This is a genomic window from Nonomuraea sp. NPDC003201, assembly GCF_053590415.1.
Genome location: NZ_JBSFTC010000012.1, coordinates 21,658 through 38,400, shown reverse-complemented (window position 1 = coordinate 38,400; position 16,743 = coordinate 21,658). Strand labels below are relative to the sequence as shown.

Sequence of the window (16,743 nt, the reverse complement as noted above, 5' to 3'; positions counted from 1 at the left end):
CGCAAGCCTTCCGGCTTCAGCAAGGAGAGAAGACATGGACAAGAACGTCGCCCGGCGCGGCTTCCTCTTCAGCGGCGCCGCCCTCGGCGCGGGTGCCCTCATCAGCGCCTGCACCAGCAACGAGCCGGTCGCCACCCAGCAGGCGAGCGCGCCCGCCGCCGCTCCCGCGGCCAAGGACGGCAACGACGCCCCTGGCGAGAAGGTCGTCATCGGCTTCTCGGCCCCGGCCGCCGACCACGGCTGGATCGCCGCCATCAGCAAGAACGCGGCGGACGCGGCCAAGCAGTACACCGACGTCGAATTCAAGCCGGTCGAGCCGACCAACGACATCAACCAGCAGATCTCGGCGGTGGAGTCGCTGATCCAGGCGAAGGTCAACGTGCTGGTGATCCTGCCGAACGACGGCCAGCAGCTCAACCAGGTCGCCCGGCAGGCCATGGACGCGGGCATCCCGGTGGTCAACGTGGACCGCGTCTTCCCGGACAAGCTGTCCTACCGGGCCTGGATCGGAGGGGACAACTACGGCATGGGTGTGGCCGCCGGACACCACATCGGCAAGACGCTGAAGGACAAGGGCGTCTCCAACCCGGTCATCCTGGAGATCCAGGGCATCGCCACGCTGCCGCTGACCCAGGACCGCAGCAAGGGCTTCGCCGACGCGCTGAAGACGTACGGCTTCAAGGTGACCGCGCAACAGGACGCCAAGTTCACGGTGGAGTCCGGGACGCAGGTGGCCGCCAACCTGCTCCAGGCGCACAAGAAGATCGACGCGATCTGGAACCACGACGACGACCAGGGCATCGGCGTGCTGGCGGCGATCAAGGAGGCCGGTCGCAACGAGTTCTTCATGGTCGGCGGCGCGGGCTCGGCCAACGCGATGCGTGACATCCAGGCCGACAGCGGCGTGCTGAAGGCCACCGTCACCTATCCCCCCACCATGGCCGCCTCGGCGATCAAGATCGCCCGGCTGATCGCCCAGGGCAAGGGCATGAGCGACCTGCTGGAGCAGCAGGTGCCGCAGTCGATCACCCTGGCTTCGGAGACCATCACCAAGGACAACGCCGGCCAGTACCTGCCCCTCGGGTTCGAGTCGTGAGGCCTGTCGTCGGGATCGGCATGGTCGGCTACGCGTTCATGGGCCGTACCCACTCCCAGGCGTGGCGCAGCGTGGACGCGTTCTTCGACCCGCCGCTCAGGCCCTCGATGGTGGCCGTGGCCGGCAGATCCGCCGAGGCGACCGCGCGGGCCGCCGAGAAGCTGGGGTGGGCCGGCGCGGAGACCGGCTCGAAGCGCCTCCTCGACCGCGACGACGTGCAGATCGTCGACATCTGCACGCCCGGCGACTCGCACGCCGAGATCGCCGTCGCGGCGCCGGCCCGGCGGTTCGTCGAAGAGGGCATGCTCGGCGCGATCCGGCACGTACGGGCGCAGTATCTGCAGGACTGGATCGTCGACCCCGAGTTTCCCCTGGTCTGGCGGCTCCAGAAGGACAAGGCCGGCTCCGGGGCCCTCGGCGACATCGGCGCTCACGTCATCGACGTCGCCGAGTTCATCACCGGTGAGCGGCTGACCGGGGTGGCGGCGCTGACCGAGACCTTCGTCAAGGAACGTCCCCTGGCGGCCAGTTCGGCCGGGCTCTCGGCCGGCGGCGGAACCGGGAGGGGCACGGTCACCGTGGACGACGCGGCGCTGTTCATCGGACGGCTCAGCGGCGGCGGGCTGGCCTCCTTCGAGGCCACCCGCTTCGCGACCGGGCGCAAGAACGCGCTGCGCATCGAGATCAACGGCGCCCTGGGCAGCCTGGCCTTCGACTTCGAGTCGATGAACGACCTGTGGTTCCACGACCACACCATCGACAGCGCCGAGCACGGATTCCGGCGGGTGCTGGTCACCGAGCCGGACCACCCGTACGCCGGGGCGTGGTGGCCGCCGGGCCACGGCCTCGGGTACGAGCACACCTTCGTTCACGAGACGAAGGACTTCCTGGAGGCGATCGCCGCCGGCACCGACCCCACACCGTCCTTCGAGGACGGCCTGCGGGTGCAGCGGGTGCTGGCGGCCGTCGAGCAGAGCGCGGCTGAGGACAGCCGCTTCATCACTGTGGAGGGATCATGACGAGGCCGGTCACGTTGTTCACCGGGCAGTGGGCGGACCTGCCGTTCGAGGAGGTCTGCCGGCTGGCGTCGGAGTGGGGCTACGACGGCCTGGAGATCGCCTGCTGGGGCGACCACTTCGAGGTCGACAGGGCCCTCGCGGACGACTCCTACATCGAACGCAAGAAGGAGACCCTGGCCAAGTACAACCTCGGTGTGTGGACGATCTCCAACCACCTGGTCGGCCAGGCGGTCTGCGACCACCCCATCGACGAGCGCCACAAGGGCATCCTGCCCGCCCGCATCTGGGGTGACGGCGAACCCGAAGGCGTACGGCGGCGTGCCGCCGAAGAGATCAAGAACACCGCCCGCTCGGCGGCCGCGCTCGGCGTCACGACCGTCGTCGGCTTCACCGGCTCGTCCATCTGGCACACGCTGGCGATGTTCCCGCCGGTGCCCCCGTCGATGATCGAGGCGGGCTACGCCGACTTCGCCGACCGGTGGAACCCGATCCTCGACGTCTTCGACGAGGTCGGGGTGCGCTTCGCCCATGAGGTGCACCCGAGCGAGATCGCCTACGACTACCACACCACGGTGCGGACGCTGGAGGCCATCGGGCACCGGCCGGCCTTCGGCCTGAACTGGGACCCGTCGCACATGGTGTGGCAGGACCTGGACCCGGCGAACTTCATCCTCGACTTCGCCGACCGGATCTACCACGTGGACTGCAAGGACGCCCGGGTGGCCACCCGCGACGGCCGGCGCGGCCGGCTGGCCTCCCACCTGGCGTGGGCCGACCCTCGGCGTGGCTGGGACTTCGTGTCCACAGGCCGGGGCGACGTGCCGTGGGAGGCGTGCTTCCGCGCGCTCAACCACATCGGCTACGACGGCCCGATCTCCATCGAGTGGGAGGACGCGGGCATGGACCGGCTGCACGGCGCGCCGGAATCCCTCGCCTACATCCGCTCGCTCAACGCCATCACCCCACCGGCCGCCGCTTTCGACGCCGCCTTCTCCTCCGAATGACCCACCACGCCGGGCGGCGGCCGCACAGTGGCCGTACAGTGGCCGCCGCCCACCGTCCCGGTGAACGATCGCGAGAGGACCCGTGGACCTCGCACGCGTTCGCCGTCGCCGACCACCAGGTGGCGCACGTCTACGTTTCCGACCCCGCCGACGTGCCGGCCGTCGCCGAGGTGCTCGACGAAGGCGGAAAGAAGGCGCACGGCCTGGACCACCCCCGCACCGGCCAACTGGTCCTGCTCGCCGAGCCCGAGGAGTGGTTCAGGGCCGGCGCGGCACTGCTGCGCGAGAAGCTCGGCCTGCGCTACCTCATGAACGTCGTCGGCCTCGACCAGGGTGCTCGCGCCGTACGCGGCTCACATGGGCTGCTCCCGCGGACCCCGCCGACGCGCCGGTACTGCTCTGCTCTGCCCCGTCCGCCGGCAGCGGTCAAGGACCTGCTGCTCCGCCTGACACCGCGCTGATCTCATGGAGAGGATCGCGCCTGGGGACGGGCGACGCCCCGGCTCACGTCCGTCCGGCAGTCTCTCGTCGGCATGGGCCGGATGGCCGTCAAGACCGTGCTCGGCATGGCGGACGGCGTCCAGCCCGCCCCGTCGCACTGATACGCCCAGCGTTCCAGCTGGTCCAATTCGTGATGTTCGGTCGGCCGAAAAGGTCTTGTATCGGCAAAAGTTATCGCTTACGGTGACGCTGCAAACGTAACCGATAACGATTGCAACTAGTGAGGGCTGCATGGCCGAGGTCGGCACGCCGGTAACGATGAGCGATGTCGCGCGATTAGCGGGCGTCTCGACCGCGACCGTGTCGCGAGTGGTCAACGGCCGTTACGGCGTCAGCGCGAGCACCATCGCACAGGTCCGCTCGGCCATCGAGCACCTCGGCTACGAGTCGAGCCTGGTGGCCACCAGCCTGCGGCGCAGCCGCACCAACGTCCTCGGCCTGGTGAGCCACAGCTTCCAGTCCTACACGGCCGAAGTGCTCAAGGGCGTGATGGAGGCGCTGACCCAGTCGGGTTTTGACCTGATCATCTACGCCAACAGCGACCTCTACGGAACGTACTCCGAGGGCTGGGAGCGGCGGCATCTCGCCCGCCTGTCGGGCACGCTCACCGACGGCTGTATCGTGATCACGCCCTCAGGCGACATGCGGAGCAACACCCCGATCGTGGCCATCGATCCGGCGCGGGACTCGACGGTGCCGTCGGTGACGGCGGACAACCTCGCGGGGGGCACCGCGGTTGTCGAGCATCTGCTCGCTCTGGGGCATCGGCGGATCGCATTCATCGCGGGCAGGTCCAATCTGGAGGCCGCATGGTTGCGCGAAGAGGGATACCGCAGAGCACTGGCCGCAGCCGGGGTGCCGGTAGACCCCACGTTGATCGCCAGGGGCGACTTCAACCCCGAGTCAGCGGTCCCGCTCGCACGGGCGCTGATGGACAGGGAGGACCGTCCGACGGCGATCTTCGCGGCGAGCGACGGGATGGCCCTGAAGGCCCTGGACGTCGCGAAGGAACTGGGGCTCAGCGTTCCCGGCGACCTGTCGCTCGCCGGGTTCGACAACATACCGGAGTCGGCGCTGAGCGATCCGGGGCTGACCACGGTGGACCAGTCGATGTACCGGCTCGGGTTCGAGGCCGCCCGCATGCTGAGGTCGCTCGTGAACGGTAGCTGGGAGGGCCCACACCAGATAGTGCTTCCCATCCGCTTGGTGGTACGCGGCTCCACCGCGGCACCCAGAACGCCCTGAAAGCGGGGCATCACACACAGTGTGGCGCCCGGACACATCTGAACGCTCGAGCCACCGAGCGTTCAGATGCAAATCCCCTTACCCATGGAGGTACGTGCACACAGAAACCCGCAGCACATTCACCAATGAGTCAGGTCGGCCAGGCGGGTGCTATCCGCGGCCAGCCATCAAGGGAGTTAAACATGCGTTCATTAGCCTATCACGGCAGTTCGCGGCCTATTGGCGTACGCCGATTCGCGGTGGCGATCGCCGCCGGAGTCATGCTGATCGCGGCAGTGCTGCTCGCGCCACGGCCGGCGGCGGCGGACACGCCATGGCTCAGCGTCTCCGAGGACGGCTACGCGTCGTTCACCGTTCCGGTGGCCTCCGTCGAGGCAGCCGTGGGCCAGGTGTCCGGGGTCGTCATCGAGGGGAACTTCGGGCCCTCCTTCACCTGGGCGGAGTTCGGCCTTACCCGCCGGGGCACCGCCTTTTCCGGGGTCCTCGGCCCGCTCAAGCCGGGGCTGTACACCTACCAGGTCACGGGCGATGACACCAAGGGTCTCAAGGACCCGACGAACGGTACGAGCGTCGCGTCCAAGCCGCTCCTGAGCACCTTCTTCGTGGCGGGCGACTCGGTGCGCCTGCTCGCGGACGTGCCTCAAGGGCAGGGCGGCAAGGTCGAGACCCTCACCTACCGGACCAAGGGCCAGGAGCGGTCGGCGCTGGTGTGGTTGCCGCCGGCGTACTCGGGCAAGGGCTCCAACGCCTACCCGGTGTTGTTCCTGCAGTCCGCCACCGGTGTGAGCGCCACCGACTGGCTCGACCTCGGTCGCGCCAAGCAGATCCTCGACAACCTGTCGGCTCAGCGGTCCATGGAGCCGATGGTGGTCGTGATCAGCGACGGTGACGCGGCGGCCGGCGACAAGGAGCTCCAGAAGGCCGTCACGGAGCGCTACCGCGTGCACCGCGGCGCGGCGCACCAGGCGATCGCCGGAGTGGCCGAGGGTGGGACGCAGGCGCTACGTGCCGCACTGGCCCACCCGGCTCAGTTCGCCTACGCCGGCTCGTTCTCGGGTCTGCTGGCGGACGGCGTCGGCCGGCCGGACGCGCACGCGATCAAGCTGCTGCGCCTGTACACCGGGAACGTGACGGATCCCGCGTACAACGCGACCAGCCGGCTGACGAAGGCGCTGGACCGCGCCCGGATCACGTACGAGTTCGACGGGGTCAACCCCGACGCCGGGGCGAACTGGAACGCCTGGCAGGAGAACCTCATTGACTTCGTGCCGCGGCTGTTCCGCAAGGTGCCGGACCACGGCCCGAGCGCCGGTCACGGGCGGCTGAAGGGCGAGTTCAACCCGCCGGCCCCCGGCACCACGCCGACGCCGTTCGTGAGCGAGGACCGCTTCGTCACCTTCGAGACGACGACCGACTTCAAGGACGCCCAACGCGTCAAGGTGTGGGCGAACTGGGCTCCCAACGGGAGCTGGCTGCGCGTCCGGCTGTCGCGCGAGGGCGACCGGTGGCGGGCGACCGTGGGTCCGCTCGACCCGTGGTTCTACTACTACCGGCTGATGGTGGACGGCGTCTCGGTCAAGGACGTGTCGAACCCGACGAAGGTGACCTCCGAGCCGACCTGGAGCACCTTCCTCGTCAATGGCGAGAGGTCGCGGCTGCTCTCCGACGTGCCCGCCGGCCAGGGCGGAAAGGTGGAGAGCCTGACGTACCGGAGCACCGTCGCGAACCAGGACCGGACCGCGCTGGTCTGGACCCCGCCGGGATACGACCCGAACCGCGCGGAGCCGTACCCCGTCTTCTACCTCCAGCACGGTAGCGGCCAGAGCTACACCGACTGGGTGGAGATGGGCCGCGCCAAGCAGATCCTCGACCACCGGTTCCTCGACGGGGACCTGATGCCGATGGTGGTGGTGATGGGCAACGGCAACGTGTCCGACTTCACCAAGGAACTGCTGGAGAACATCGTTCCGGCGGCCCGTGCCCGGTACCACATCTCCAGCGACCCGTCGCGGCAGGCCCTCGCCGGCCTCTCGATGGGAGGCGGGCAGACGCTCACGCTGCTCAAGGCGCGCCCGGGTCAGTTCGCGTACGTCGCGGCGTTCTCGGCCGGGTTCGGCAGCGGCGCCGGCGTCGACGCGCAGGCGATCAACAACGGGACCAAGCTGTTGCGCCTGTACGTCGGCGACCAGACCGACTTCGTCTACCCGTCGTTCATGACGTCCCTGACCACGTTGAACAACCTCGGTATCCGCTACGAGTTCGACGGGGTCACCCCGGGGCCGCACGGCTGGGACGTGTGGCAGAAGAACCTCATCGATCTGGCACCGCGCCTGTTCAAGCGCTGACATAAGCCCGGCCCGGGCGACATATCGCACCCGGGGCGATGTTAGCGCTCACAAGAGAATCGACACGAGGGCGGGGCACGGGTGGCTTCACCTGTTCCCCGTCCCGTTCGATCGCTCTCCTTCAGCGATCCCCAAGGGAAACAAGCCAATGACGAAAAACAGGATCATCGCGGCGGCCCTGCTCGCCGCCACCTCCGCGCTCGCCGCCTGCTCCTCCGGCCAGCAGGCCGGCAGCGCGAGCAACCCGAGCGGAAACGCCGTCGCCAGCAACTGCACGAACACGATCCCCAAGAAGAACCTGCCGGTCGTGACGATGTGGGGCTGGTACCCCAACATGCAACTCGTCGTCGACAACTTCAACAAGCAGAACGGTGAGGTGCAGGTCTGCTGGACCAACGTCGGCCAGGGCGGCGACGAGTACGACAAGTTCCAGACGGCCATCTCGGCGGGCACCGGGGCGCCCGACGTCATCATGATCGAGATGGACCGGATCCCGACCTTCCAGATCCAGAAGTCGCTCGTCGACATCAAGCAGTACGGTTATGACCGCGTCAAGGCCGACTACAGCGAGGGCGCGTGGAAGGACGTCTCCGTCGGTCAGGCGGTCTATGGCGTGCCGGTCGACGGTGGTCCGATGGCGATGATCTACCGGAAGGACCTCTTCGAGAAGTACGACATCAAGCCGCCGAAGACCTGGGACGAGTACGAGCAGGCCGCGCAGAAGATGAAGGACGCGGGCGGCCCGCACTTCGGCGACTTCGCCGCGAACGTCTCAGCCCTCACGATGGCACTGCAGATACAGAAGGGCGCGTCTCCGTTCGCCTACGACCCGGCGCAGCCAGAAAAGGTCGGCGTCAAGCTGAACGACCAGGGCTCCAAGGACGTGCTCGACTACTGGGCGCGCCTGGCGAAGAAGGGGCTGGTCGGGACACAGGACCAGTTCACCCCCGAGTACATCTCCGGCGTCATCAACGGCAAATACGCCACGTACATCTCGGCGGCGTGGGCGCCCGGCTACCTCACCGGTGCCGGTGTCGGCAAGGGCAAGGACACCGGCAAGTTCGCGGTGGCGCCGCTCCCGCAGTGGGATCCCGCCAACCCGGTGCAGGTGAACTGGGGCGGGTCCGCCTTCTCCGTGACGAGCCAGGCGAAGAACCCCGAACTCGCGGCGAAGGTGGCGTACGGCCTGTACGCCGACAAGGAGTCGCTCACCGACGGCTGGACCAACCAGATCATCTTCCCGCTGAACCTCAAGGCGCTCAACTCCCCCGAGTTCGTGAACCTGAAGGTGGCGTTCTTCGACGGCCAGCAGGCGAACAAGGAGGTCTACGTGCCCGCGGCGAACGCCTACAAGGGCATGACCTACAGCCCGTTCGGCCAGTACTACTTCGACGCCTTGACGAAGCAGGTCAGCGCGCTCATCGAGGGCTCCGTCACCGGTGCGCAGGCCGCCGACCGGCTGCAGGAAGACGTGGTGAAGTACGCCAAAGAGCAAGGTTTCACCGTTCAGTGACGAGCAGGGTGGGGCCGCGCCGTCTGAGGCCGGCCGGCCCGCCCGCTGTTTTCCCGCATCGACTTCCCGGAGCCCAAGATGTCCCTCCTGCTAGAAGAGGGTGTGTCCAGCACCCAAGAGAAGACGCACAAGATCCGCGGTAAGGTGCGCCTCCGTGAGCATCTGATGGGGTGGCTCTTCGTCGGGCCATTCGGGATCGTCTTCCTGGCGTTGCTCATCGCGCCGCTCGGGTACGCGCTGTATCTGAGTCTTTTCCAGAAGAAGCTGATCGGCGGCACCAGCTTCGTCTTTCTCGACAACTACGTGAAGGCGTTCACCGACCCCAGTTTCCTCTCGGGGTCGTGGTTCGTCATCCGCTTCTCGCTGGTGTCCATCCCGCTGCAGATCATCGTCGCGCTCGCGATGGCGTTGATCCTGGACGCCGTGACCTCCCTGTTCACCCGCTTCTCGCGCCTCATGATCTTCCTTCCCTACGCGATTCCCACAGTCATCGGGGCGGTCATGTGGGGATTCCTGTACAGCAAGAGCTTCGGGCCGCTCACCGACGTCTTCGACTGGTTCGGCACCACGCCGCCTGATTTCCTGAGCACCAACCTGATCTTCTACGGCCTGGTCAACGTCGTCACCTGGCAGTGGGCCGGTTACTACATGATCATCCTGTACGCGGCGCTCCAGGGCATCGACCCGGCGCTCTACGAGGCCGCCCGCATGGACGGCGCCGGCAAGTGGCAGATCGCGCTGCGGATCAAGATCCCGCTGATCACCCCCGCGCTGGTCCTGATCCTGGTCTTCTCGCTCATCGGCACCTTGCAGTTCTTCAACGAACCGCAAATCCTGCGCTCCCTCGCGGCCGGCACGATCGGTCCTGACTTCACCCCCAACATGTACGCGTACCAGCAGGCGTTCGCACTCGCGAACTTCAACTACGGATCGGCGATCTCCTTCGCTCTCGGCGGGATCGTGTTCGTCGGCGTCTACGCCTTCCTGTTCTTCACTCGCAAGCGGAGGAGCTTTCTGTGATGAGTGACCGCTCCCTGGCCGGCGCCCGCCGCCGGCCGTCACGCCACCTCCCGCTGCAGGTGCTCCTCGGCTTTCTGGTCGTGTATTTCCTGGTGCCGTTCTGGTGGGTCATCGTGAACAGCTCCAAGGACGCCCCCGGACTGTTCGGGGGCGGCAACACCTTGTGGTTCGCCGACCACATCGACTATCTCGGCAACCTGCGGCAGTTGTTCACCTACGACAATGGCATCTACGGCAGGTGGATCCTCAACTCCACCCTGTACGCGATCGCGGGCGGGGCCGGGGCCACGGTTTTGTCCGTCATGGCCGGCTACGGATTCGCCAAATACCGCTTCGCCGCCAGGCGTTTCTCCTTCGCCCTCGTGCTCGGCGCGTTGATGGTGCCCGCGACGGCCTTGGTGATTCCTACCTTCATGATGTTCTCGCAACTGGGGTTGACCAACACGATCTGGGCGGTGATCCTGCCCTCACTGCTCAACCCGTTCGGCGTTTATCTGATGCACGTATATGCGCGTGACGCGGTCCCCGACGAGATCCTGGACGCGGCGCGGGCCGACGGGGCGGGGGAGATCCGGACGTTCGTCCAGGTCGCCTTTCCGCTGATGCGGCCGGCGGTGGTCACGGTGCTGCTCCTGTCCGCCGTGGCCTCCTGGAACAACTACTTCCTGCCCCTCGCCATGCTCTCCGACAACCGCCTCTTCCCCGTCACCGTCGGGCTCGGCATGTGGCAGGGCATCGCCTCGGCCAACAACGCGGGCAGCACGTCCCTCTGGAGCCTCATCATCCTGGGCGCGCTCGTGTCGGTCATCCCGCTCGTCATCGCCTTCTTCACGCTTCAGCGACACTGGCGCGGCGGCCTGTCCGTCGGCGGCCTGAGATAGGGCCTCAGAACAGGGATGGCTCGTAGACCAGGTGTCCGGTGACCTGGTGCGGCACGAGTTCGAGGCGGAGCCCGGGCAGCCCGTCCGCGTGCAGCGGGCGGGCCCTGGTTGAGGACGTTCCAGCTTTGACGAGGTGTTCACCTCACTCGGTGCTCGCATCATCATGACGCCCGTTCGTGCGCCGCGAGCCAACGCGATAGCCGAGCGTTGGGGCGGCACCGTTCGAAGGGAATGCACCGATCGGCTGCTGATCTACGGTGAAAACCATCTCCGCCGCGTCCTGCGGACACACGAGCGGCATGACAACCGGCACCGTCCCATCGCTCACGAGACCGTCGACCGCCTCAACCATCACACACCCCGGCTGCACCCAGCGATCTCGATCAGGTCCGCCTGCAACGCCGGCAGACACTCGACGGTCTGATCAACCAGTACCGGCGGGCCGCACAGACGTGGCGGATAACCGCAGGCCAGAGGTCGCATCCGGGTTTTCGCACCCCCACACGCATCGTCGCCGCCGTACCACTAACCGGATCCTCCGCTCGCGGCATGCGACCTCGTGTCGCACCTTGTCATAGCGGGCGGCGCAGCCCGTCCAGCACGAGGGTGATGACATCGTCGGCCTCGGCTCGCCAACCGGGGCGGTCATGGGCCGCACCGATGCCGTGCAGTGCCATCATGACGGCACCGGCATCCACGTCGTCGCGGACGGCGCCGTCCTTCACAGCGGCGGCCACCAGGTCGGTGACAGCCTGCTCCAGCGCCCGGCTGCCCTCGGCGAGGACGCCCGAGCGATCGGCCATGAGCGTGGCCAGCGTCCGGGCCAGGCCCTGATGGGCATCCATGTGGTCGACCATGCCGCGAAGGAAGGTTGCCAAAGCCTCCGCCGCGGGCAGCGTGGCCTGTAGCTGGCGGGCGCGGTTGCTCAGCGCGGCGACTTCCCCGTGGTAGACCGCCTCGGCCAGTGCCTCCCGGGTGGGGAAGTGGCGGTACAGCGTGCCGGTGCCCACCCCGGCCAGGCGGGCGAAGTCGTCGAAGCGCAGGTCGAAGAAGTCGCCGGCGTCGAAGACCTCTCGTGCCTTGGCGATCAGGACATCGCGGTTGCGTTGGGCGTCGGCCCGCAGCGGCTTGTCGGCGGTCATGCGCTACCTCGCGTTGACAAATGGAGATGACCTCCATATTTTCAAAGTGGAGATGGTCTCCAAATCGATGGTACCCCACGGAGGTGCAGGGTGAAGATCCTGATGTTCGGCCGAGGCGTGATCGCCACCATCTACGGCTGGGCCCTGCGACAGGCGGGACATGACGTCGAGTTCTACGTCCGGCCGGGTCGCGCGGCGACGTACGGGGACGCGGTGGACCTCGACCTGTTCGATACGCGGCGGCGGGTGTGGGGGTGGCGTGTCGTCGAGAAGTGGCCGGTGCGCTACCGCGAGGCGCTGGAGCCGGACCACGACTTCGACCTGATCGTGCTCAGCGTGCCCCACCACCGCCTCGCAGGCGCGACGGCCTTCCTGTCCCCGCGTGTCGGCCAGGCCACGGTGCTGATCTTCGGCAACATCTGGACCGAGCCGCTCGCCGCGATCGGCGCACTCCCCGCCGACCAGGTCGCCTGGGGCTTTCCCCAAGCTGGTGGCGGTTTCGGCGCGGACGGCGTACTCCGTGGAGGGCTGCTGCCGTCGGTCATCTTCGGCACCCTCGGCCAGCCCCCGACCGACCGGGAGCGGGCCGTGCGCCAGGCGTTTCGCGAGGCCGGGCTCCGGATCAAGGAGCAGCCTGACTTCCGCGGCTGGCTGTGGGTCCATTTCGTGTCGGATGCCGGCCTGTTCTCGCAGGGCCTGCGGCTGGGTTCCCTGTCCAAGCTGGCCGGGTCGACGAGCGACTTCCGCGAGGCGCTGCTGGCCGGCCGCGAGCTGCTGCCGCTTCTCCAGGCGCGCGGCCTCGACCTGCGACGTCACCGGGGCGGTGTGCTGCTGTTCCGGGCGCCCACCTGGCTGATGGCCCCCGTGCTCGCCTGGCTGACTGCTCATGTCACGCCGCTGCGCGTGAATTTCGCGGCGCACTCCGACCCCGACGCCGAGGAGCCGAGTGAGGTCTGCCGGGACACCCTGGCCGAAGCACGACGGTTGGGCATCTCGGTACCGCGACTGGAAGCGGCGGAACCGAACTTCGCTCGTGAGGGGACGGGTCGAGTCTGAATCCACCGATGTTGTCGGTCCCGGTGGTCCATCGCGGTTGCTTGGTCCGCCGCATCCCAGAGCCGAAGCCGGTCGCACCGGTCGACCGACTGCCGTTCACACATGGCTTTTCGCTGTCCAGCCTCTATCGCCGGTCCGTGACGTCGTGGAAGGAAAAGTCATGACTGCCGCCGAGAAGCACGAGTTCCCCATGGCCCATACGTGCCCGTTCGCGCCGCCGCCGGCGTACGAAGAGATCCGCGAGGAAGAGCCGGTCTCGCGGGTTCGTCCGCCCGACGGCGGGTGGGCCTGGGCGGCCTCACCGGGCGGTGGTGTCGAGTACGGCCTTCAATGACGCTTCGAGGAGGTCCACGCCGGTGTGGAGTTCGTCGTCGCTGATCGTGAGGGGCGGGGCGATGCGGAAGATGCCGCCCATCCCGGGGAGCTGGACGATGTTCATGTGCAGCCCCCGTTCGAGACAGGCCGAGGTGACCGCTTTGCCCAGCGCGTCGGCGGGGGCCTTGCTCTTCTTGTCCCGGACCAGCTCGACGCCTTGCAGCAGGCCACGGCCGCGTACGTCGCCGACGACCTCGTAGGCGTCGCGAAGCGCCAGCAGTCGCTCGGTGAGCTGGCCGCCCAGCCGAGCGGCGCGCTCGACGAGGCCGTCCCGGTCGATGACGTCGAGGACGGTCAGCGCGACGGAGGCGGCCAGCGGGTCGGAGACGTGCGTGGTGTAGAAGAGGAACCCCCGCTCGTGGCAGACCTGCTCGATCTCGGCGGTCGTGACGACGGCCGCTACGGGCAGCCCGGCGCCGAGGGTCTTGGACAGCGTCAGGACGTCGGGGGTGACGCCGTCGCGCTCGAACGCGTACATCGTGCCGGTGCGGCCGAGACCGGTCTGCGCCTCGTCGAGGATGAGCAGCATCCCGCGCTCCTCGCACATCTCCTTGAGACGGCGCAGGTAGCCGGGCGGTGGGTCGATGATCCCGCCCGAGGACAGGACGGGCTCGACGAGGCAGGCGGCCAGGCTTCCGGCGGACTGCTGGTCGACCAGGGCGAAGCCGTAGGCCAGCTCGGCCTCCCAGTCGTAGGACCCGTCGGAGTGCCGGAACGGCGAACGGTAGGCATTCGGCGTGGGCAGCGCGAGGTTCCCCGGGGCGGGCGGACCGTAGCCGCGCCGCCCGGCCGAGAACGTCGCGGAGGCCGCTGCCTGGGTCATGCCGTGCCAGGAGCGGTCGAACGAGACGATCTCATACCTGCCCGTGCACAGCTTGGCCATCTTGATCGCGGCCTCGTTCGCCTCGGCGCCCGTGGTGAGCAGCAGCATCTTGCCCAGCGTGGCGGGCAGGGTCGCGGTGAGCCTGCCCGCCAGCTCCACCACCGGGGCGCTGAGCATGCCGCTGTAGAGGTGGTCGAGCGACGCCACCGCCGACGACACCGTCGCCACGATGTCCGGGTGCGCGTGCCCGAGGATGGCGCTCATCTGCCCCGAGGTGAAGTCGAGGATCGGCGTGCCCTGGCGGTCATAGACGTACGCGCCGCGGGCCCGTTCGATGACCCTCGGGGTGAAGCCGACTCCGTAACGGATCAGAACGCGGTCCGCCTCGTCCCAGAACGTCGTGTCCATCGCCCATCCTCCCTGACCGCGCCCGGCGACGACGCCGAACGGCTCGCTCGATGCCATCGTCGATCATCGGCAGGCATCACGCCAGTTCCACCCCGGCGGCCCGCCCGCTGGTCCGCGTGTTGTGGCTTCGGCTTGGCGGTCCTCGAGTCTGGCGGCCGCCTGCGCCCGCGGGCGTGGGGTTGCCTCAGAGGGTGGGGGTCTGGTCCGGTGCGCAGCGAGTTGGTGTAGCCGAGGCCGCGCCGGCGCGCCGATGAGTCCGGCGCCGGCGTCGTCGCTGGGGTGCCTCGCGTCGGGATGTCCTGCCTGGCGGTCGGTTCACCCTGCGCGGCGGCCTGATCGAACACCTCCTCACCGCACCTTGACGCGCGCCCCATCGGTGACCGGCCGCGGCACCGCCTCGGGCTCATGCAGCGACCCGCCGTGCGCACGACTGCCGGTCACGGACGCCGCTCCTGATCATCGGCGCGCCTCAGAGCCTGCCGGCGCCCGGGTCATCAGTGAACTGCTGTGTCCGTGCCGCCAGCAGCGCCGCACCGCCAAGGGTGAGTTCGAGGCCGAGGTAGGCCCAGTAGGAGCGATCCGTCCGGGGCCGGTCGACCGCCAGCGCGGCCAGCCGGACCGCTGCCGCGCCGAGCCACGTCACCGCCACGGCGGCGTTCGCCTGCGGGGTGTCGCGGACCAGCGCCCATCCGCCGAGCGCGGCAAACGTCCCGCCGAGGCCGGCCCGTATCTCCGCTCGGCCCCGCGCCTCACTCGCATCGATCTTGAGGTTCGCGCCGACGCTCTCGGGCATGAGCACACCGGCCATGCCAGAAAGCAACAATGCCCCGCTGCTGACTCGTCCAAGACTCATGCCGTGACCGTACACAAGCGATCGGGACACCGGGCCGGCCCGCCACGCGCGCCACAGCGCGCCGACCGCCGACAGCGCGAGGTCGGCGCGGCGGGCGACGTCCTCCCCGGCCTGCGGGCCCAGGTGCTACGGCACCTGTCCGCCGCCGACCTGCCCGACCTGCTCGATGACGGCCATCTGGTCATGGCCGCGGTCCACCAGGAGATCCGCCGCCCCGCCGAGCCCGCTCCCGGCCCCGGCGGGTACCTGTCCTGCTCACCGGCCACGACCACGGCCTCCTCCACGTAGGTTTCGCCGAGGCGTGGACACACTCTTGCCGGTGCCCGACGGATCCGTCACTCAGCCGCCGGCCGATGTCACCTCCGCGCCTCGGAGGTATTGCCGTGTGCAAGCGAGGGCCATCGGTCCGCGGCCCACTCCGGCCAGCCCAGCCACCCCGGTGGCGGACCGGGGATGTCGCCGCCGCCGAGTTCGGCGGCATCTGGTGCCTGGAACTGCTTGCGCCATTTGTCGATGTCCGCTTCGCTCATCGGAAATGTCGTGTGCGGTGCGGTTGCCTGGCGGTGGGCGATCCGGGCGCGTTGGACGTCCTTGTCGATGGGCAGGTAGATGACTTGGCAGGCTGCCCCGGCTGATGTTGCCAGCCAGCGCAGTGCCGACCGTTCGTCGCGGCTCCAGAGCCCGAAGTCGAGCACGACGTTGGTGCCCAGTTGCAGCGCCTGCAGGGCTAGTGTGATGAGCCGTCCTTCCAGGATGTCGCGCTTGCCGTCGGGCTGCGACCCGTCGAACAGGGAGATCATCCACTCGTCCGGGGTCAGCCGCAGCGCGCGGTGCGCCGCGGCGAGTTCTTCGGCCCGGGTGGTCTTTCCGGCGCCGGGGAGCCCGACCATCAGGAGAAGCTTGGGTTCGGACTGCACGTCATGGTTCGGCTTCGCTTTCGCGGTGGCTGCGGCCGGCTTGTCGGCGACGGCGAGGAATGCCTCGGACGCGCGAGGGAAAGGATCTTGGTGCGTTGGATGGAACTGCTGCGACATGGATTTGCTCCCCGGATCACGCGGGACGATCCGGCAGCACAGCGAGACACGCGATTGGGCTGCCGGCGGGACACTGATCCGGCGGTACGCCCTGGCACTGACCCAGCGGGGCAGGCAATGAGGCCGCGGTTTACGGCAACCGCGATACCGCCGCTAAGCGGCGGCGCGGATGTTCATAGCGGCGATGCAATCCATGCCGCCACAATACCCGACAGCACCAGCCTGGTCGTCGACCGCGGCCGCGATCGGTGACCGTTCGGGCCTGCCACCGATCCGTGCAGCGGCTCCAAGTCGTCCTCATCGTCGTCGACGTCGTCGGTGTCCACCGCGTTGAGGGGCCCATTCCTGGGTCCAGTGACATCCCAGAACGGGTGCACGGACCGGTCTCCGCGCGCGTGAGCACACTCCGGCCGGCCCTCCGCTCGGGT

The 16,743-nt window shown here is 68.4% G+C and carries 16 protein-coding genes and 1 pseudogene; 13 read left to right on the top strand and 4 right to left on the bottom strand.

Annotation, left to right across the window (positions count from 1 at the left end; genetic code table 11):
- The first annotated feature begins 34 nt into the window (after positions 1-34).
- The 10 genes and pseudogenes from ACWDX9_RS07920 to ACWDX9_RS07875 all read left to right on the top strand — a co-directional run bounded on the left by ACWDX9_RS07920 (position 35) and on the right by ACWDX9_RS07875 (position 11,048).
- Positions 35-1,096 carry an ABC transporter substrate-binding protein gene (locus ACWDX9_RS07920; RefSeq protein ID WP_449950333.1) on the top strand — a complete coding sequence of 354 codons (1,062 nt, stop codon included), beginning with the start codon at positions 35-37 and terminating at the stop codon, positions 1,094-1,096.
- A complete protein-coding gene (locus tag ACWDX9_RS07915) occupies positions 1,093-2,115 on the top strand; it encodes a Gfo/Idh/MocA family protein (RefSeq protein ID WP_449950330.1) in 1,023 nt (340 codons plus the stop codon). The genes ACWDX9_RS07920 and ACWDX9_RS07915 overlap by 4 nt, the downstream gene beginning before the upstream one ends.
- Positions 2,112-3,119 carry a sugar phosphate isomerase/epimerase family protein gene (locus ACWDX9_RS07910; protein WP_449950327.1) on the top strand — a complete coding sequence of 336 codons (1,008 nt, stop codon included), beginning with the start codon at positions 2,112-2,114 and terminating at the stop codon, positions 3,117-3,119. Before ACWDX9_RS07915 ends, ACWDX9_RS07910 begins: the two co-directional genes overlap by 4 nt.
- A 77-nt stretch (positions 3,120-3,196) precedes the next feature.
- Positions 3,197-3,522: pseudogene (locus ACWDX9_RS07905) on the top strand (alkaline phosphatase family protein); the annotation flags it as partial.
- 356 nt (positions 3,523-3,878) lie between these two features.
- A complete protein-coding gene (locus tag ACWDX9_RS07900; RefSeq protein ID WP_449950324.1) occupies positions 3,879-4,865 on the top strand; it encodes a LacI family DNA-binding transcriptional regulator in 987 nt (328 codons plus the stop codon).
- 182 nt (positions 4,866-5,047) lie between these two features.
- The gene (locus tag ACWDX9_RS07895) at positions 5,048-7,210 is read left to right on the top strand and encodes an alpha/beta hydrolase (RefSeq protein WP_449950322.1); all 2,163 of its coding nucleotides are present in this window, start codon (positions 5,048-5,050) and stop codon (positions 7,208-7,210) included.
- 148 nt (positions 7,211-7,358) lie between these two features.
- Positions 7,359-8,723 (top strand): ABC transporter substrate-binding protein, encoded by a 1,365-nt coding sequence (locus tag ACWDX9_RS07890; protein ID WP_449950319.1) that lies wholly within the window; start codon positions 7,359-7,361, stop codon positions 8,721-8,723.
- 102 nt (positions 8,724-8,825) lie between these two features.
- Positions 8,826-9,743 carry a carbohydrate ABC transporter permease gene (locus ACWDX9_RS07885; RefSeq protein ID WP_449950316.1) on the top strand — a complete coding sequence of 306 codons (918 nt, stop codon included), beginning with the start codon at positions 8,826-8,828 and terminating at the stop codon, positions 9,741-9,743.
- A complete protein-coding gene (locus ACWDX9_RS07880) occupies positions 9,743-10,624 on the top strand; it encodes a carbohydrate ABC transporter permease (protein WP_449950314.1) in 882 nt (293 codons plus the stop codon). Before ACWDX9_RS07885 ends, ACWDX9_RS07880 begins: the two co-directional genes overlap by 1 nt.
- Before the next feature lie 163 nt (positions 10,625-10,787).
- Positions 10,788-11,048, top strand: coding sequence for a hypothetical protein (locus ACWDX9_RS07875; RefSeq protein WP_449950420.1), 261 nt, complete (start codon positions 10,788-10,790; stop codon positions 11,046-11,048).
- Between the two features lie 148 nt (positions 11,049-11,196).
- On the opposite strand, the gene ACWDX9_RS07870 is transcribed toward ACWDX9_RS07875, so the two are convergent.
- Positions 11,197-11,766 carry a TetR/AcrR family transcriptional regulator gene (locus tag ACWDX9_RS07870; RefSeq protein WP_449950311.1) on the bottom strand — a complete coding sequence of 190 codons (570 nt, stop codon included), beginning with the start codon at positions 11,764-11,766 and terminating at the stop codon, positions 11,197-11,199.
- 90 nt (positions 11,767-11,856) lie between these two features.
- Here ACWDX9_RS07870 and ACWDX9_RS07865 point away from each other — a divergent pair, with 90 nt between their 5' ends.
- Complete coding sequence (locus ACWDX9_RS07865; RefSeq protein ID WP_449950309.1) at positions 11,857-12,822, top strand: ketopantoate reductase family protein; 966 nt, start codon at positions 11,857-11,859, stop codon at positions 12,820-12,822.
- A gap of 160 nt (positions 12,823-12,982) precedes the next feature.
- Positions 12,983-13,156, top strand: a complete 174-nt coding sequence (locus tag ACWDX9_RS07860) for a hypothetical protein (protein ID WP_449950306.1) — start codon at positions 12,983-12,985, stop codon at positions 13,154-13,156.
- Here ACWDX9_RS07860 and ACWDX9_RS07855 read toward each other — a convergent pair.
- Positions 13,121-14,485 (bottom strand): aspartate aminotransferase family protein, encoded by a 1,365-nt coding sequence (locus ACWDX9_RS07855; RefSeq protein WP_449950303.1) that lies wholly within the window; start codon positions 14,483-14,485, stop codon positions 13,121-13,123. The genes ACWDX9_RS07860 and ACWDX9_RS07855 overlap by 36 nt on opposite strands.
- A gap of 412 nt (positions 14,486-14,897) precedes the next feature.
- Positions 14,898-15,281 (bottom strand): DUF4345 family protein, encoded by a 384-nt coding sequence (locus tag ACWDX9_RS07850; RefSeq protein ID WP_449950302.1) that lies wholly within the window; start codon positions 15,279-15,281, stop codon positions 14,898-14,900.
- A gap of 3 nt (positions 15,282-15,284) precedes the next feature.
- On the opposite strand from ACWDX9_RS07850, the gene ACWDX9_RS07845 reads away from it, so the two are divergent.
- Positions 15,285-15,569 carry a hypothetical protein gene (locus ACWDX9_RS07845; RefSeq protein ID WP_449950300.1) on the top strand — a complete coding sequence of 95 codons (285 nt, stop codon included), beginning with the start codon at positions 15,285-15,287 and terminating at the stop codon, positions 15,567-15,569.
- A gap of 68 nt (positions 15,570-15,637) precedes the next feature.
- Here the strand turns inward: ACWDX9_RS07845 and ACWDX9_RS07840 are convergent, their stop codons facing one another.
- Entirely contained in the window at positions 15,638-16,315 is a 678-nt protein-coding gene (locus ACWDX9_RS07840) for an AAA family ATPase (protein ID WP_449950297.1), read from the bottom strand.
- Positions 16,316-16,743: the final 428 nt, after the last annotated feature.

Excerpts from the sequence above, each read along its gene's own strand:
- ACWDX9_RS07920 (WP_449950333.1), top strand. The coding sequence starts at position 35 with ATGGACAAGAACGTCGCCCGGCGCGGCTTCCTCTTCAGCGGCGCCGCC.
- ACWDX9_RS07910 (WP_449950327.1), top strand. The coding sequence starts at position 2,112 with ATGACGAGGCCGGTCACGTTGTTCACCGGGCAGTGGGCGGACCTGCCG.
- ACWDX9_RS07900 (WP_449950324.1), top strand. The coding sequence starts at position 3,879 with ATGAGCGATGTCGCGCGATTAGCGGGCGTCTCGACCGCGACCGTGTCG.
- ACWDX9_RS07895 (WP_449950322.1), top strand. The coding sequence starts at position 5,048 with ATGCGTTCATTAGCCTATCACGGCAGTTCGCGGCCTATTGGCGTACGC.
- ACWDX9_RS07890 (WP_449950319.1), top strand. The coding sequence starts at position 7,359 with ATGACGAAAAACAGGATCATCGCGGCGGCCCTGCTCGCCGCCACCTCC.
- ACWDX9_RS07880 (WP_449950314.1), top strand. The coding sequence starts at position 9,743 with ATGAGTGACCGCTCCCTGGCCGGCGCCCGCCGCCGGCCGTCACGCCAC.
- ACWDX9_RS07875 (WP_449950420.1), top strand. The coding sequence starts at position 10,788 with ATGACGCCCGTTCGTGCGCCGCGAGCCAACGCGATAGCCGAGCGTTGG.
- ACWDX9_RS07870 (WP_449950311.1), bottom strand. The coding sequence starts at position 11,766 with ATGACCGCCGACAAGCCGCTGCGGGCCGACGCCCAACGCAACCGCGAT.
- ACWDX9_RS07860 (WP_449950306.1), top strand. The coding sequence starts at position 12,983 with ATGACTGCCGCCGAGAAGCACGAGTTCCCCATGGCCCATACGTGCCCG.
- ACWDX9_RS07855 (WP_449950303.1), bottom strand. The coding sequence starts at position 14,485 with ATGGCATCGAGCGAGCCGTTCGGCGTCGTCGCCGGGCGCGGTCAGGGA.
- ACWDX9_RS07850 (WP_449950302.1), bottom strand. The coding sequence starts at position 15,281 with ATGAGTCTTGGACGAGTCAGCAGCGGGGCATTGTTGCTTTCTGGCATG.
- ACWDX9_RS07840 (WP_449950297.1), bottom strand. The coding sequence starts at position 16,315 with ATGTCGCAGCAGTTCCATCCAACGCACCAAGATCCTTTCCCTCGCGCG.